Raw genomic sequence first — 14,471 nt, forward strand, 5'->3', positions numbered from 1 at the left:
CGAGGCGAAGGCCCGGGCATCCACGGACTTTCCAGCCGGGCCAAAAACGTGGATGGCCGGGACATAGGCGAGCGAAAGCGACGCCGACCTTCGGACGGCTACGGCCGGCCATGACGATCAATTAGTGAAAGGCGAATGACCGCCGCGCCCTACCGCGGCGATGGCTTGTTGGCGGAGGCCTGCGCGTCGAGGTAGCAGGGCTTGTACATGGCCTGGAGCTGCCTGCCCTTCAGGAAGAGCATATGCGGGGTGAGGCCGCCGCGCTGATTGATCCAGCGTTTCACCTGCGAAGGATACATCGCATAGAGCATCTGGGTCGCTTCGGTATTGGTGACGGCGCGGCCGTTGCTGCCGAAATCCCACGCGGCGTGGAAGCCCAGTGTCGCGTGCGACGTCACGCAGATGCGGTCAGGCGGGATGGCGCCGAGGACGATGGTGCAGGCAGAGGCGCAGAGACCGTCGATGATGACGGTGTCGCCCGACTGCCGCAGGTCCTGGTATTTGTCGACGTAGGTTCCGATCCGGCCACCGCGGTCATCCGCGATCCGAACCACCGCGTGAGAAGCGCCCATGCTCGCGATCAGGAGAACCGCCGCAAGCAACCCCGTCAGAAACTTCATTGGCCCCCGCCCCAGTCGAATTCGAATCTGTGTGTCAGGTGGTGATGCCCTGCTAGGGTCCGTCGTAACCGCGGTTTTGTCTAGGCATGCCGGCTCGCTCAAAACAAATTCAAATCCAGTGTTGCGCCGGCGCTGCACTCAGCCGGTCTTTTTCCCGAAGTGGAACAAGTTAACGATGTCTTACGCGCCATACTCTTGATCTCAGTTGCAACCGCCGGCTTCAATCCGGGCAACTACAGGGGGGAACCTGTGGAGGGGAGACACATGGAGGGGAAAGCATATGGCCGAACAGATGGCTGAAGAGACTGACGTCATCGTTGTCGGCGCAGGACTGTCGGGCCTCGTGGCCGCAACCGAGATCGCGGACGCCGGCAAGCGCGTGATCGTGGTCGACCAGGAGGGCGAGCAGTCGCTGGGCGGCCAGGCGTTCTGGTCGTTCGGCGGATTGTTCCTGGTCGATTCGCCGGAGCAGCGCCGGCTCGGCATCAAGGACTCCTTCGACCTCGCGATGCAGGACTGGCTCGGCACCGCCGGCTTCGACCGTGACGAGGATTTCTGGCCGCGGCAATGGGCCGAGGCCTATGTGGCGTTCGCGGCCGGCGAGAAGCGTGCGTGGCTGCGCGCGATGGGCCATCGCATTTTCCCCGTGGTCGGATGGGCCGAGCGCGGCGGCTATGACGCCATGGGCCACGGCAATTCGGTGCCGCGCTTTCATGTCACCTGGGGCACCGGGCCCGGCATCGTCGAGCCGTTCGAGCGCCGCGCGCGCGAGGCCGTCAGAACCGGCCGGCTGAGCTTTCGGTTCCGCCATCGCGTCGATGCGCTCTCGATCACCAACGGCACGGTGGATGGCGTCAGCGGCGCCATTCTCGCCCCGGATAATGTCGAGCGCGGCAAGAGCTCATCGCGCAACGTCGTCGGCGAGTTTGCGTTGAAGGCCCAAGCCGTGATCGTGGCGTCCGGCGGCATCGGCGGCAATCACGAGCTGGTGCGGCAGAACTGGCCGAAGCGGCTCGGTGCGCCGCCGAAATTCATGATCTCCGGCGTGCCCGAGCATGTCGACGGCCGCATGATCGGCATCACCGAGAAAGCAGGCGCGCGGCTGATCAACCGCGACCGCATGTGGCATTATGTCGAAGGCATCCAGAACTGGTCACCGATCTGGCCGCGCCACGGCATCCGTATCCTGCCCGGCCCCTCCTCGATGTGGTTCGACGCCACCGGCACGCGCTTGCCGGCGCCGTTGTTTCCCGGCTCCGACACGCTCGGCCAGCTCCAATACATCATGTCCACCGGCTACGATTATTCCTGGTTCATCCTGACCCAGAGCATCATCAAGAAGGAGTTTGCGCTGTCGGGCTCGGAGCAGAATCCCGACCTCACCGGCAAGAGCTGGCGCATGACCATCAAGCGCGCCACCAACAAGGGGGCGCCGGCGCCGGTGGAAGCGTTCAAAAGCCATGGTGTCGACTTCATCGTGCGCGACAAGATCGAGGACCTCGTTGCGGCCATGAACAAGCTGGCCGGCAGCGACCTCCTCAAGCTCGAGCACATCAGGATGCAGATCGAGGCGCGCGACCGTGAGATCGCCAATCCTTACGTCAAGGATGCGCAGGTGATGAACATCCACAATGCGCGGCGCTATATCGGCGACAGGCTGATCCGCACCGCCTCGCCGCACCGCATCCTCGATCCCGCGCAAGGGCCGCTGATCGCGGTCAAGCTCAACATCCTCACCCGCAAGACGCTGGGCGGTTTCGAGACCGACCTCTCCTCGCGCGTGTTCGGCGAGGAGGGCAGCGTCATCCCCGGCCTCTACGCAGCGGGCGAAGCCGCCGGCTTCGGCGGCGGCGGCGTGCACGGCTATCGCTCGCTGGAAGGCACGTTCCTCGGCGGCTGCCTGTTCTCGGGCCGCAATGCGGGCCGCGCCGCGGCGAAAGCCGTGGGCTAGATGATGCGGCGGCGAACGCGCATCGCGGCGTTTGTCGCGGCATTGGCCGCCACTTCGGCTGCGTCCGCCGACACGATCGACATCGACGGCGTGAAGCGGTCCTACACTGTGCAACTGCCAACGAAGCGGCTCGTGCCGCTCGTCGTCGTGCTGCATGGCAAGACCCAGCGCGGCGCCGACATGATGACACGGACGGCGTGGCCGCAGGTCGCAAAGCGCGAAGGGTTTGCCGTGGTCTTTCCTGATGGCCTCAACCACGCATGGGCCGATGCGAGGACCAAGGCGGGACCGGCGCTCGTGGCCCGCCCGCGGGCACCGACGACGTCGCCTTCATCGCAAAGCTCGTCGAGAAGCTGGTGGCGAGCGGCACCGCCGATCCTCGCCGCGTCTATGTCACCGGCATCTCCAATGGCGGCGCCATGGCCATGACGCTGGTCTGTGCCCGCGCCGATCTGTTTGCTGCCGGCGCGAGCGTGAGCATGAACCTCACCGATGAGGCCGCGGTCACGTGCCATCCGTCGCGGCCGCTGCCGATGCTGCTGATGAACGGCACCGCCGATCCGCTGGTCCCCTACGAGGGCGGCCGCGGATCGAGCTATTATGCCGCAGACGGGTTCTGGTCCACCGACGAGACGCTTGCGTTCTGGCGCAAGCTCAACGGCTGCGAGACCGATAATGCCGACACGACCGATTTGCCCGACAGGGCGCCTGCAGACCAGTCCACGGTGACACGGATCTCCTCGCGCTGTCCTGGAGGGCACGACGTCGTGCTTTATCGCATCAATCAAGGCGGTCACCGCATGCCCGGATTTTCTCCGGATGCGCGCTTCCCGAAGGTCGCCGCCAGCTTGCTCGGATCGCAGAACGGCGACATCGACGCCGCCGAGACGATCTGGACGTTCTTCGGCCAGTTTCCTTGAAGTGCGACGCATGCATAGCCAGGCACGCATGCGTGCCTGGGGTGGCACGAGGCAGGCCGCTGCGCTAGACAGAGCCGCCATTCAAAGGAGACTCCCAATGAGCATTCAGCGTCTTGAAACCGGCCCGCGCATGAGCCAGGTCGTCGTGCACGGCAACACCGTCTATCTCGCCGGTGTCGTCGCCAACAACGCCGCCGGCGAAAGCGTGACGAAGCAGACCCAGGACATCCTGGCGACCATCGACAGCCATCTCGCCAAAGCGGGCACCGACAAGTCGAAGCTGCTCTCGGCCACGATCTACATCACCGACATGAAGACGTTTGGCGAGATGAACGCGGTGTGGGACGCCTGGGTCTCGCCCGGCAACACGCCGGCACGCGCCACCGTCGAAGCCAAGCTCGCGGCAGCCCAATACACCGTCGAAATCATGGTCACGGCGGCGAAGTAAGTTCGCGACGACACTTGCGCGCGCTTGTCGACGCATGATCTGATCGGGAAACCGCCTTCCCGGATCATGCGCATGACCTCCGAGGTAATCGATCAGCGCGCGCAAACCTTCGATAGTCAGGTCAGCCGAACGACACGGCGCCATCGAAGGAGACCACAATGACCGACCCCATCACCATCGCCCGCCGCTACATCGATCTCTGGAACGAGCGTGCAGCCGGCCGCCGGCGCGAACTGCTGAGCCAGAACTGGACGGCGGATGCGAGCTATGTCGATCCCCTGATGAAGGGGGATGGCCATGACGGCGTCGATGCGCTGATCGCAGGCGTGCAGCAGCGCTTTCCCGATTTCAAGTTCAAGCTGATCGGCGAGCCCAACGGCTACGGCGACCATGTTCGCTTCAGTTGGGGCCTTGGTCCCGATGGCATCGACAGCCCGATCAAGGGGACGGATTTCGCCGTGCTGAAGGACGGCCGTATCAGGAGCATCACGGGATTTCTGGACCAGGTGCCCGCAGGCGCGTGAGCACGCGCTGATCGTTGCCAGGCCCTCTCCGTTGTAAAGGGAGAGGGCGCACTTTCGCTCGTCGCACAGGCGCTAGTTATTCGCGCTCGCGGAATCGTCCATTGCCTTGAAGGCTTCCTCCAGCTGCAGCGAGATCGGCACGTTCAGCCGTTCGCCGGTCGGAAGCCTTGCGGTGAACCATTTGTTGTAGAGCGGAACGAGGTCGTGGTTGGAGCCGAGCTTGCGGAAGGTGCGGTCGACCACGGCCGTCAGTTGCGGCTCGCCCTTGCGGAACATGATGCCGTAGGGGTCGTAGGACAGGTAATCGCCGGTGACGCGGAACTTGTCCTGTGCCTTGTGGCGCACGATCAGGCTGGACAGCAGGATGTCGTCGGTCGCAAACGCATCGGCTTTGCCGTCGACGAGCATCTGGTATGACTGTTCGTGATCAGCACCGACAACGATGGTCAGTCCCAACGAGGACTTCCTGTCGGCCGCCTGGATCGCCTGCTCGTTGGTGGTGCCCTTCGTCACCACGATAGTTTTGCCCTTCAGATCAGCCAGCGACTGGACGCTGGACGCCTTCGGCACCATCAGTTTGGTGCCGGCGACGAACATCAGCGGCGAGAAGGCGACGCGCTTGCCGCGCTCGGCATTGGCCGTGGTCGAGCCGCATTCCAGGTCGATCTTGTTCTGGAGCACGGCGTCGATGCGGTCATCCGAGGTGACCTTGACGTAGGCGATCTTGAGATTGGGATCGTCGACCTCGACGCCGATCTCCTCGACGATGGCCTCGCAAAGCTCGAGGCTGTAGCCGATCGGCCGGTTGGCCTGATCGAGGAAGGAGAACGGCGGCGAGCTCTCGCGATAGCCGAGCCGCACGGTGTGCGCCGTCTTGATCGCTGACAGCGTCGGGCTAAGCCCCTCGCTGCCACCGGTCTGGGCGGAGGCACTCGTGGCCAGCTGGCACGCTGCCAGCAACAAGCCGCCCGATATCGCCATTGAAAGGCGCATGATGCACTCCGATCAATGGCCGGCCATCGCAGGCACTTCGCCGGGGATCATGTCCCCCGGCACGGCATCGCCCGGCTCAAGCTCGTGCTCGGGCCCGAGCTCGCCTTCCCACTTGGCCACCACCGAGGTCGCGAGCGTGTTACCGATCACGTTGGTGGCGCTGCGGCCCATGTCGAGGAAGGTGTCGATACCCATGATCATCAACAGCCCCGCCTCGGGGATGCCGAACTGCGACAGCGTCGAGGCGATCACCACGAGGGAGGCGCGCGGCACGCCGGCGACGCCCTTCGAGGTGATCATCAGGGTCGCCAGCATCGCGAGCTGAGTGCCGAGCGGCATGTCGATGTGGTAGCTCTGCGCGATGAAGACGCTCGCGAAGGTGCAGTACATCATGGTGCCGTCGAGATTGAAGGAATAGCCGAGCGGCAGCACGAAGCTCGATATCCGCGACGAGGCGCCGAACTTGTTCAGCCCCTCCAGGGTTTTCGGATAGGCCGCTTCGGAGCTCGCGGTGGAGAACGCGATCATCAGCGGCTCGCGGATCAGCTTCAGCAGATGGGCGTAGCGCGGCCCGATCACGATGAAGCCCACGACCACCAGGATGCCCCACAGCAGCGCGAGCGAGAGATAGAAGCCACCCATGAAGACGATGAGCTTCCAGAGCACCAGCAGGCCGTTCTTGGCAACCGTCGCGGTGATGGCGGCCCAGACCGCGAACGGCGCGAACAGCATCACATAGCCCGTCACCTTGAGCATGATGTGGCCGATATCGTCGATCAGCGCCAGGATCGGCTTGGAGCGCTCGGGCATCGAGCCCATCGCCACCGAGAAGAACACGGCGAAGATCACGATCTGCAGGATCTCGTTCTGCGCCATCGCGTCCGCGATCGAGGTCGGGATCAGATGGGTCAGGAATTTTTCGATCGAGAAGGCGGAAACCGGCAGGCCGGTCGACTGCGCCTTGTCAGGCAGCGTACCCGGGAAATTCGCGCCGGGCTGGAGCAGATTGACCATCACGAGGCCGAGCATCAGCGAGACGAAAGAGGCGCTGACGAACCAGCCCATGGTCTTGGCGAAGATGCGGCCGAGCTTGGAGCCCGAACCCATATGAGCAATGCCGCCGACCAGGGTCGCAAACACCAGCGGCGCGATGATCATCTTGATCAGGCGCAGGAAAATCACGGCGATCAGGTTGATGGACGAGGCCCAATCGCCCCGCGTATCGGGCAGGAAGTTGTAGATCGCCGCGCCCATGATGATGCCGAGCACCATCGCCACCAGAATGAATTGCGTAAACCTGTTCGACATTGAACACCCCCGCTACACCGACCGCTTCATGATGTCGCAGATATGACGGCTGCGCAACACGCTTGGCGTGCGATCGTCGGGGCGGATGTTCCCGTTGCGAAACTGGCGCCCGCGATCTAGCCTTCATGCAGCGCACAACGAAGGCGGCTTGCACGTTTTTCTTGCGGCAGCTGCATCAATAATCGTCAAACGACCGAGGGGAAACATCATGAGCGGCAGCGTCAATCGTCAGATTCTTTTGGTGGAAAAGCCCAGCAGCAAGCTCGGCCCCGAGCACTTCAAGCTGGTCGAAGGTGCGGTGCCCGAGCCGAAGGACGGCGAGGCCTTGCTGCGCGTGCGATACATCTCGCTCGACGCCGCCAACCGCGCTTGGATGCACGGCGCGACCTATCGTTCAGCAGTCGAAGCCAACAGCGTGATGGCCGGCGGCGCCATCGCCGAGGTCGTCAGCTCGAAGGCGCCGGGGCTTGCGCCGGGCGACATCGTGTTCGGCGACACCGGCTGGCAGGAGTTGGCGGCAGTGCCCGCCAAGCACCTCACCAAGATGCCGAAGCTCGAGCCGATGACGCATCTGCTCAGCGTGTTCGGCATCGCCGGCCTCACGGCTTATTTCGGCCTGCTGGAGATCGGCAAGCCCAAAGAGGGCGAGACGGTCGTGGTCTCCGCGGCCGCGGGCTCGGTCGGCTCGATCGTCGGGCAGATCGCGAAGATCAAGGGATGCCGCGTGGTCGGCATCGCCGGCGGCGCCGACAAGTGCAACTGGCTGACCTCCGAGCTCGGCTTCGATGCCGCCGTGGACTACAAGGACGGCGCGGTGTTCAAGGCGTTGCGCGCGGCGGCTCAGAAGGGCATCGACGTCTATTTCGACAATGTCGGCGGCGACATTCTCGAAGCCTGCCTGCCGCAGATGAACAATTACGGCCGCATCGCCTGCTGCGGCGCGATCTCGCAATATGACGGCGCGCCCTCGGCACACGGCCCGCGCGGCGTGCCCGGCCTGATCGTGGTGAAACGGCTCGTCATGCAGGGCTTCATCGTGATGGACTACATGAAGGAAAGCCAGCGCGCCCTCGCCGACCTCCAGGCCTGGGTCACATCCGGCAAGCTGAAGGTGCAGGAGGACATCATCGACGGCCTCGAGAACACGCCGAAGGCACTGATCGGATTGCTGGCGGGCGACAACCGCGGCAAGCGGATGGTCAAGCTCTGACGACGTAGTTACGTCGCAATTGCAAAGCCAATATCTACTTGCGGTAGAGGTCGCGGCGGCCAATGGTGCCGCGCGCGGCATCACCCGCGACGATTGTTTGCATCACATTTGAAAAATTGTCGGCGTTACCGACAGGGCGGGAATTCACTCAGATGTTCAACACGTTGAAACATGCGTCGGCACGCGGGACGTTGCTGGCGGCGGCTCTCTTCGCAACTGCAGCAGGCGCGTTCGCACAGGCACCGACCGAGGCGCAGAAGAGCGCGATCCGCTCCGCATGCCGCTCGGACTTCATCGCGCACTGTTCGAGCGTCACGCCGGGCGGTGTGGAAGCTTATCAATGTCTGCAGAAGAACATGTCGGGCCTGTCCTCCGGATGCCAAACCGCGGTTCGCGCCGTCGAGCCAGCTGCGGCGCCGAAGGCCGAAGCCGCGCCGAAGACCGAAGCTGCACCCAAGGAGGCTGCACCCAAGGCGGAGACCGCGCCTGCCGCGCCGAAGGCTGAATCCGCTCCCGCCGCAAAGCCCGCTGCCGCGGCCGCGCCCAAGGCTGCTGCAGCCGCCGCTGCGGCCAAGCCGCCGAGCAGCGCGCAGGTCGCCGCCGTCAAGAGCGCGTGCCGGGCCGATTATCCCAAGGTGTGCGCCAGCGTCCCGCCGGGCGGCGCGCCCGCGCTCGAATGCCTGGAGAAGAACAAGGCAAAGGTTTCGCCGGCCTGCGAGAAGGCCGTGAGCGCCGCGGCCGGCGGTGGCGCGGCAGCAACGGCGGCACCTGCGGGCGCCGCTCCTGCGGCGGCAGCTGCACCGGCAGCCGCGCCTGCCGTGATCGTGCTGCGCCCGCTGCGGCCACGCGAAGAGCTGTTCATCGTCCAGTCCGCATGTCGCGAGGATGTCCGCACGCTGTGCGGCAGCGTGGCGCCAGGTGGCGGTCGGATCATCCAATGCGTTGCCAACAATGCCGCTTCGCTGTCGCCCGCCTGCAAGGACGTGCTGGCGCCGTTTGCTGCACGCTAGAGGAGCAAGCCATCCGGCGGCCCGCCGCATCACGGCGCTGGTGAACGGCGGCTGGATCAAGCCCTGCGTCTGACCTGCGGATGGCCAAGCCGGCGCGGTTTGGCTATGCTTCGCACGTCACTGCTTCGGACACGCGCCAAACGCGCGTCCGGACATGAGCTTCGGCGTGCCGCGCGCTTCGCCGATAATTCCGCTGGCGCGGGAAGCCGGAGCACATTAGTCTACCCCTAGATAGTAAGTATACTGTCAATCAGGGAGGACAGACGTTGCGGATCGCCGTGATTGGCGGGGGGCCCGGTGGGCTCTACTTCGCCTATCTCTGGAAGAAGCGTCACCCCGAGGATCAGGTCGACCTGTTCGAACAGAACCCGGCCGACGCGACCTGGGGCTTTGGCGTCGTGTTCTCGGACCAGGCCCTGGAATTCTTGCGTGCCGACGACCCCGAGACGGTCGACGCGATCGCGCCGCACATGGAGAGCTGGGAGAACATCACGCTGAACCTGAGCGGCGACAGCGTGGCCATCGACGGTGTCGGCTTCTCCTCGATCGGCCGGCTCGAACTCTTGCGATTCCTGCAGCAGCGCGCGCTCGATGCCGGCGTCACCCCACGCTTCGACACGCCGATCCACTCCATCGACCAGCTCAACGGCCATGATCTGATCGTCGCCGCCGACGGGCTGAACTCGCTGGTACGCCGCGCCTTCGAGGGCGATTTCGGCACCTCGCTGTCCTACTCCTCCAACAAGTTCGTCTGGTACGGCACCTCGAAACGCTTCGACACGCTGTCGCAGACCTTCGTCAAGACCGACCGCGGCGCCTTCAACGCCCACCACTACCGCTACTCGCCGACCATGAGCACGTTCCTGGTCGAATGCGACCACGCGACCTGGCAGGCCTACGGTTTCGCCTACAAGGACGTGGAGCAGTCCAAGGGTGTCTGCGAGGAGGTGTTCGCCGACACGCTCGGCGGCCGCTCGCTGGTCTCTAATAAATCGGTCTGGCGCAACTTCCCCTGGGTCTGGAACGAGCACTGGTCGTTCAAGAACATGGTGCTGCTCGGTGACGCCCTGCACTCGGCGCATTTCTCGATCGGCTCGGGCACGCGGCTCGCAATCGAGGACGCCATTGCGCTGGTCAAGGCGCTGGAGTCGGATGCCCATCTCTCCACCGCCCTGCATCGCTACCAGGCCGCGCGAAAGCCGGTGGTGCAGAAGCTCGTCAACGCCGCGCGGACCAGCGCGTTCTGGTACGAGCACTTTGCTCAGCACATGCAGCAGGGTCTGATGGACTTTGCCTACAGCTACATCACCCGCTCCGGCCGCATCGACGACTCCCGCCTGCGCGCGATGTCGCCGGCCTTCATGGCGCGCTACGAAGCCGCCAAGAACGGTGGGGATGAGGCATGAGCGGGCAGATTAACGACCAGGTGCCCGCCGACAGCGCGAGCGCGCGCGAGATCGGCTTTTCCGTTCCGCAGGTCTACAATGCCAGCCGCGTGCTGTTCGACAATCTCGCGAGAGGATGCGGCGACAAGCTCGCACTCATTGGCCCCGCGGGCACGCGCACCTACGCCGAGCTCTGCGCGGAAGCCTGCCGCTGGGGCAACGGCTTTGCCTCGCTCGGCCTCGAGCGCGGCGATCGCGTGCTGTTGTTCCTCGACGATACCCCGGCCTATCCGGCAGCGTTCTTCGGCGCGGTGCGCGCCGGCTTCGTGCCGCTGCTGATCAACACGCTGACGCCGCCGGATCTGCTGCAATTCTATCTCGCCGATTCCGGCGCCTCTGTCGCGGTGGCGGATGCCGAGTTCTGTGCACGTTTCAACGCTGAGGCTTGCAAGGACACGACCCTGCATACGCTGGTCGTCGTCAATGGCACCGTGAGCGATCACGCAGCACCAAACGCCATTGCTGCCGCCGGCTGGCTCCCGCAATTTCCGACTGAGCTCGCGGAAGCCGACACGCACCGCAACGAGATGGCGTTCTGGATGTACTCGTCCGGATCGACCGGCCGGCCCAAGGGCATCGTGCATCTCCAGCACGACATGGCCTATAGCGAGGCCGCCTTTGCCCGGGACGTGCTGAAGCTGGCTCCCGGCGACATCTGCTTCTCGGTGCCGAAAATCTTCTTCGCCTATGGCTTTGGCAACGCGATCACCTTCCCGTTCTCGGCGGGCGCGACGACGCTGCTGTTGCCGGGCCAGCCGAAGCCCCCGGCGATCTTCAAGGCGATCGAGCAATACAAGCCGACGGTCTTCTTCGGCCTGCCGACGCTTTATACGTCGCTGACCAAGGCCGAGGGTGCGGACAGGACCGACTTCTCGTCCCTGCGCATGGCGCTCTCAGCCGCAGAGGTGCTCTCGGCCGACGTTTTCAACGGCTGGAAGACGCTCACCGGTCTCGAGATCGTCGAAGGCCTCGGCTCGACCGAGGTGCTGCACATCTATCTCTCCAACCGCCCCGAGCGGAAGAAGCTCGGCGCCGCCGGCCTGCGCGTGCCCGGCTACGAGGTCGCGCTGCGCGACAAGGACGGCCGGGACGTCGCCGACGACGAGGAAGGCATCTTGTGGGTGCGCGGCGATTCCAACACGCCGCTGTACTGGAACCGGCCGGACAAATCCGCCGAGACCATCCGCGAAGGCGGCTGGATCTACACCGGCGACCGCTTCGTCCGCGATGCCGACGGCTTTCACTTCTTCCGCGGCCGCGCCGACGATCTCATCAAGATCTCCGGCCAGTGGGTCTACCCGCTCGAGGTCGAGCTGTGCCTCGCCGATCACCCGGACATCCGCGAATGCGCGGTGTTCGCGGCCGAGCTGCCGGACCGGCGCATGACGCTGAAGGCAGTCGTGGTGATGAACAGCCGCGCGGCGGATCAGAGCGAGACGACCCGCAGGCTGCAGGACTACGTGAAAGGCAAGCTGCTTCCGTACAAGTATCCGCGTGAGGTGATCTTCATCGACGAGTTGCCGAAGACGGGGACAGGGAAGATCGACCGGCAGGCGCTGTTGCGGATGTGAGGAAGGATGTGGCCACACTCTCGCTGTCGTCCCCGCGAAGGCCGGGACCCATACGCCGAGTGAGAGTTATTGCGCGAGCTGGTCACCACCTGTCTTCGCCAAACCCAACTAGGTGGTTATGGGTCCCGGCCTTCGCCGGGACGACACTGGTATTTGACGCCCCACCCTCACCCCGCCTTCCCCATATGCTCCAGCGCGTCCTCCGCCCGGAGCGGCACCCGCGATGCCTCGTTGTTGAGATCGACGAGCTGCACCAGGAGCCCCATCAGCGCCTTGCGGTCCGCCGGCTTGAGCGGTTCGAGCATCCGCGCCTGGGCGCGTTCGACGGCGGGAATGATGTCGCGCAGGATCGCCACGCCTGATTTGGTCAAATAGAGCAGCTTGATCCGCTTGTCTTCCGGCGCTGGCCTGCGCTCGACGAAATCCTTGGCCTGAAGCCGCTCGATCACGCTGCCGAGCGTGGAGCGGTCGAAGGCGATCACCGCGGACAGCCGCGTCGCGTCGATGCCGGGATGGGTGTGGATCGCGATCAGCGCCGCGTATTGCACCGGCGTGAGGTCGAACGCCTTGCACTCCTCCATGAAGATCGAGACCGCGATCTGCTGCATGCGACGGAACAGATAGCCTGGCGCGGCATAAACCGCGTCTATCGTGATCGGAGGCGGCTTACTCGGCATCGGGCTGCTTCTCCGGCGCGGCGTTGACGAACGGCGGCAGCGCCTTGGCCGCAGCTTCCGCTTCAAGCAGGCGCGGATAGGCGGAGACGTCGACGCCGAAGCGGCGCGCATTGGCGAGCTGCGGCACCAGGCAGAGGTCGGCGAGCGTCGGCGCATCCCCGAAGCAGAACGGGCCCGGCTCGTTTCTGATCAGCGTCTCGCAGGCCGCGAGCCCCTCGCGGTTGACCCAAGCCGCCCAATCCTGAACCTTCTCCTCAGGCAGCCCGAGCTCGCGCAGCCGCGCCAGCACCTTCAGATTCTGCACGGGGTGAGTGTCGCAGGCGATCGCCAAGGCGAACGCCCTCACCTTGGCGCGCTGCAAAATATCCTTCGGCAGCAGCGGCGGGTTGGGATGGGTCTCGTCGAGCCATTCGATGATGGCAACCGATTGGGTCAGCACTGCGCCCGCATCGTTCTCCAGCGCGGGCACCAGGCCCTGCGGATTGATGGCGAGATAGGCGGGCGCGCATTGCTCGCCCTTGCGAAGGTGATGCGGCAGGTGCTCGGCACCGAGACCCTTGAGGTTTAGCGCGATTCGTACCCGGTAGGCGGCGCTGGAGCGGAAATAGCCGTGCAGCTTCATCGGAACCCTCCCGTTTCGTTCTCGTTCGCACGTTGACGCTACCTAGATCGTAAGTATACTGTCAATCAACAAAACGACGGGAGCGCACCATGGAAGCCGTGACCAAGACGCCGGAACGCGAGGCGTTCTACAAGAAGATCGACGGCGAGAATCTCACCGCGCTCTGGACCGTCATGAGCGATTTGATCACGCCGGAGCCGAAGAGCGCCTGCCGACCGCATCTATGGAAGTTCGACATCATCCGCGACTACATGACCGAAGCCGGCAAGCTGATCACGGCGAAAGAAGCCGAGCGGCGCGTACTGGTGCTGGAAAATCCCGGCCTGCGCGGTCAGTCGAAAATCACCACGTCGCTCTATGCCGGCGTGCAGATGGTGGTGCCCGGCGACGTCGCGCCCGCCCACCGGCACAGCCAATCGGCACTGCGCTTCGTGCTCGAAGGCAAGGGCGCCCACACAGCGGTAGACGGCGAGCGCACCGCGATGGAGCCCGGCGACTTCATCATCACGCCGTCGATGACCTGGCATGATCATTCCAACGAGACAGACCAGCCGATGTTCTGGCTCGACGGCCTCGATATTCCGCTGGTGCAGTTCTTCGACTGCTCTTTCGCGGAAGGCTCGAACGAGGATCAGCAGAAGATTACAAGGCCCGCCGGCGACAGCTTTGCGCGCTACGGCCACAATCTGCTGCCGGTCGACGTGAAGCGGAGCTCGAAGACCTCGCCGATCTTCAGCTATCCCTACGCCTACACGCGTGAAGCACTGGAGAAGGCTCGCACCAGCCAGGAGTGGGACGCATGTCACGGGCTGAAGCTGAAATTCAGCAACCCCGAAACCGGCGACTTCGCAATGCCGACCATCGGCACCTTCATCCAGCTGCTGCCGAAGGGTTTCAAGTCCGCGCGCTATCGCGCGACGGACGCAACCGTGTTCTGCCCGATCGAAGGCCATGGACGCACGCGCATCGGCGATGCGACCTTCGAATGGGGCCCGCGCGATTTGTTCGTGGTGCCGAGCTGGCAATGGGTGACGCACGAGGCTGACATGGATGCGGTGCTGTTCAGCTTCTCGGACCGACCCGTGCAGCAGAAGCTGGACTTGTTCCGCGAGGATCGTGGGAACGTTTAGGCTGCGCTGTCAGCCCCATCGTCATTGCGAGCGCAGCGAAGC

Annotated in this window: 13 protein-coding genes and 1 pseudogene; 9 read left to right on the top strand and 5 right to left on the bottom strand. The window is 64.5% G+C overall.

Features of this window, described 5'->3' with window-relative positions; genetic code table 11:
- Positions 1 to 149: 149 nt before the first annotated feature.
- Positions 150 to 620: a hypothetical protein gene (locus tag IVB47_RS22195; RefSeq protein ID WP_027569999.1), complete on the bottom strand. Its 471-nt coding sequence runs from the start codon at positions 618 to 620 to the stop codon at positions 150 to 152.
- 292 nt (positions 621 to 912) lie between these two features.
- Here IVB47_RS22195 and IVB47_RS22200 point away from each other — a divergent pair, with 292 nt between their 5' ends.
- The 4 genes and pseudogenes from IVB47_RS22200 to IVB47_RS22215 all read left to right on the top strand — a co-directional run bounded on the left by IVB47_RS22200 (position 913) and on the right by IVB47_RS22215 (position 4,463).
- Positions 913 to 2,571 (top strand): FAD-binding dehydrogenase, encoded by a 1,659-nt coding sequence (locus tag IVB47_RS22200; protein WP_247464466.1) that lies wholly within the window; start codon positions 913 to 915, stop codon positions 2,569 to 2,571.
- A pseudogene (locus tag IVB47_RS22205) lies at positions 2,572 to 3,491 on the top strand (PHB depolymerase family esterase).
- Between the two features lie 97 nt (positions 3,492 to 3,588).
- Positions 3,589 to 3,939, top strand: coding sequence for a RidA family protein (locus tag IVB47_RS22210; RefSeq protein ID WP_007599359.1), 351 nt, complete (start codon positions 3,589 to 3,591; stop codon positions 3,937 to 3,939).
- A gap of 158 nt (positions 3,940 to 4,097) precedes the next feature.
- Positions 4,098 to 4,463 (top strand): nuclear transport factor 2 family protein, encoded by a 366-nt coding sequence (locus IVB47_RS22215; protein WP_027569996.1) that lies wholly within the window; start codon positions 4,098 to 4,100, stop codon positions 4,461 to 4,463.
- Positions 4,464 to 4,535: 72 nt separating this feature from the next.
- Here the strand turns inward: IVB47_RS22215 and IVB47_RS22220 are convergent, their stop codons facing one another.
- Positions 4,536 to 5,456, bottom strand: a complete 921-nt coding sequence (locus tag IVB47_RS22220; protein WP_247464284.1) for an amino acid ABC transporter substrate-binding protein — start codon at positions 5,454 to 5,456, stop codon at positions 4,536 to 4,538.
- Positions 5,457 to 5,468: 12 nt separating this feature from the next.
- Positions 5,469 to 6,764 carry a dicarboxylate/amino acid:cation symporter gene (locus tag IVB47_RS22225; protein WP_027569994.1) on the bottom strand — a complete coding sequence of 432 codons (1,296 nt, stop codon included), beginning with the start codon at positions 6,762 to 6,764 and terminating at the stop codon, positions 5,469 to 5,471.
- A gap of 208 nt (positions 6,765 to 6,972) precedes the next feature.
- Between IVB47_RS22225 and IVB47_RS22230 the strand changes: the two genes are divergently transcribed.
- The 4 genes from IVB47_RS22230 to IVB47_RS22245 all read left to right on the top strand — a co-directional run bounded on the left by IVB47_RS22230 (position 6,973) and on the right by IVB47_RS22245 (position 12,000).
- Positions 6,973 to 7,974 carry an NADP-dependent oxidoreductase gene (locus tag IVB47_RS22230; protein ID WP_247464287.1) on the top strand — a complete coding sequence of 334 codons (1,002 nt, stop codon included), beginning with the start codon at positions 6,973 to 6,975 and terminating at the stop codon, positions 7,972 to 7,974.
- Between the two features lie 152 nt (positions 7,975 to 8,126).
- Positions 8,127 to 8,984: a cysteine rich repeat-containing protein gene (locus tag IVB47_RS22235; RefSeq protein WP_247464288.1), complete on the top strand. Its 858-nt coding sequence runs from the start codon at positions 8,127 to 8,129 to the stop codon at positions 8,982 to 8,984.
- 266 nt (positions 8,985 to 9,250) lie between these two features.
- Positions 9,251 to 10,390: an FAD-dependent monooxygenase gene (locus IVB47_RS22240; protein WP_027515222.1), complete on the top strand. Its 1,140-nt coding sequence runs from the start codon at positions 9,251 to 9,253 to the stop codon at positions 10,388 to 10,390.
- Entirely contained in the window at positions 10,387 to 12,000 is a 1,614-nt protein-coding gene (locus tag IVB47_RS22245; protein ID WP_247464290.1) for a benzoate-CoA ligase family protein, read from the top strand. The genes IVB47_RS22240 and IVB47_RS22245 overlap by 4 nt, the downstream gene beginning before the upstream one ends.
- Positions 12,001 to 12,167: 167 nt before the next feature.
- On the opposite strand, the gene IVB47_RS22250 is transcribed toward IVB47_RS22245, so the two are convergent.
- Together IVB47_RS22250 and maiA are read right to left on the bottom strand one after the other, a co-directional pair.
- Positions 12,168 to 12,677: a MarR family transcriptional regulator gene (locus tag IVB47_RS22250; RefSeq protein WP_247464293.1), complete on the bottom strand. Its 510-nt coding sequence runs from the start codon at positions 12,675 to 12,677 to the stop codon at positions 12,168 to 12,170.
- Complete coding sequence (maiA, locus tag IVB47_RS22255) at positions 12,667 to 13,299, bottom strand: maleylacetoacetate isomerase (RefSeq protein ID WP_247464295.1); 633 nt, start codon at positions 13,297 to 13,299, stop codon at positions 12,667 to 12,669. The genes IVB47_RS22250 and maiA overlap by 11 nt, the downstream gene beginning before the upstream one ends.
- Before the next feature lie 89 nt (positions 13,300 to 13,388).
- Here maiA and gtdA point away from each other — a divergent pair, with 89 nt between their 5' ends.
- Positions 13,389 to 14,429, top strand: coding sequence for a gentisate 1,2-dioxygenase (gene gtdA / locus IVB47_RS22260; RefSeq protein ID WP_027569987.1), 1,041 nt, complete (start codon positions 13,389 to 13,391; stop codon positions 14,427 to 14,429).
- Positions 14,430 to 14,471: the final 42 nt, after the last annotated feature.

The sequence above is a fragment of the Bradyrhizobium sp. 62 genome (assembly GCF_023073035.1).
In the GTDB taxonomy this organism is placed as follows: domain Bacteria; phylum Pseudomonadota; class Alphaproteobacteria; order Rhizobiales; family Xanthobacteraceae; genus Bradyrhizobium.

What these genes read in the sequence shown, in the direction of transcription:
- IVB47_RS22195 (WP_027569999.1), bottom strand. Translation starts at nt 620, where the DNA reads ATGAAGTTTCTGACGGGGTTGCTTGCGGCGGTTCTCCTGATCGCGAGC.
- IVB47_RS22200 (WP_247464466.1), top strand. Translation starts at nt 913, where the DNA reads ATGGCTGAAGAGACTGACGTCATCGTTGTCGGCGCAGGACTGTCGGGC.
- IVB47_RS22210 (WP_007599359.1), top strand. Translation starts at nt 3,589, where the DNA reads ATGAGCATTCAGCGTCTTGAAACCGGCCCGCGCATGAGCCAGGTCGTC.
- IVB47_RS22215 (WP_027569996.1), top strand. Translation starts at nt 4,098, where the DNA reads ATGACCGACCCCATCACCATCGCCCGCCGCTACATCGATCTCTGGAAC.
- IVB47_RS22220 (WP_247464284.1), bottom strand. Translation starts at nt 5,456, where the DNA reads ATGCGCCTTTCAATGGCGATATCGGGCGGCTTGTTGCTGGCAGCGTGC.
- IVB47_RS22225 (WP_027569994.1), bottom strand. Translation starts at nt 6,764, where the DNA reads ATGTCGAACAGGTTTACGCAATTCATTCTGGTGGCGATGGTGCTCGGC.
- IVB47_RS22230 (WP_247464287.1), top strand. Translation starts at nt 6,973, where the DNA reads ATGAGCGGCAGCGTCAATCGTCAGATTCTTTTGGTGGAAAAGCCCAGC.
- IVB47_RS22235 (WP_247464288.1), top strand. Translation starts at nt 8,127, where the DNA reads ATGTTCAACACGTTGAAACATGCGTCGGCACGCGGGACGTTGCTGGCG.
- IVB47_RS22245 (WP_247464290.1), top strand. Translation starts at nt 10,387, where the DNA reads ATGAGCGGGCAGATTAACGACCAGGTGCCCGCCGACAGCGCGAGCGCG.
- IVB47_RS22250 (WP_247464293.1), bottom strand. Translation starts at nt 12,677, where the DNA reads ATGCCGAGTAAGCCGCCTCCGATCACGATAGACGCGGTTTATGCCGCG.
- maiA (WP_247464295.1), bottom strand. Translation starts at nt 13,299, where the DNA reads ATGAAGCTGCACGGCTATTTCCGCTCCAGCGCCGCCTACCGGGTACGA.
- gtdA (WP_027569987.1), top strand. Translation starts at nt 13,389, where the DNA reads ATGGAAGCCGTGACCAAGACGCCGGAACGCGAGGCGTTCTACAAGAAG.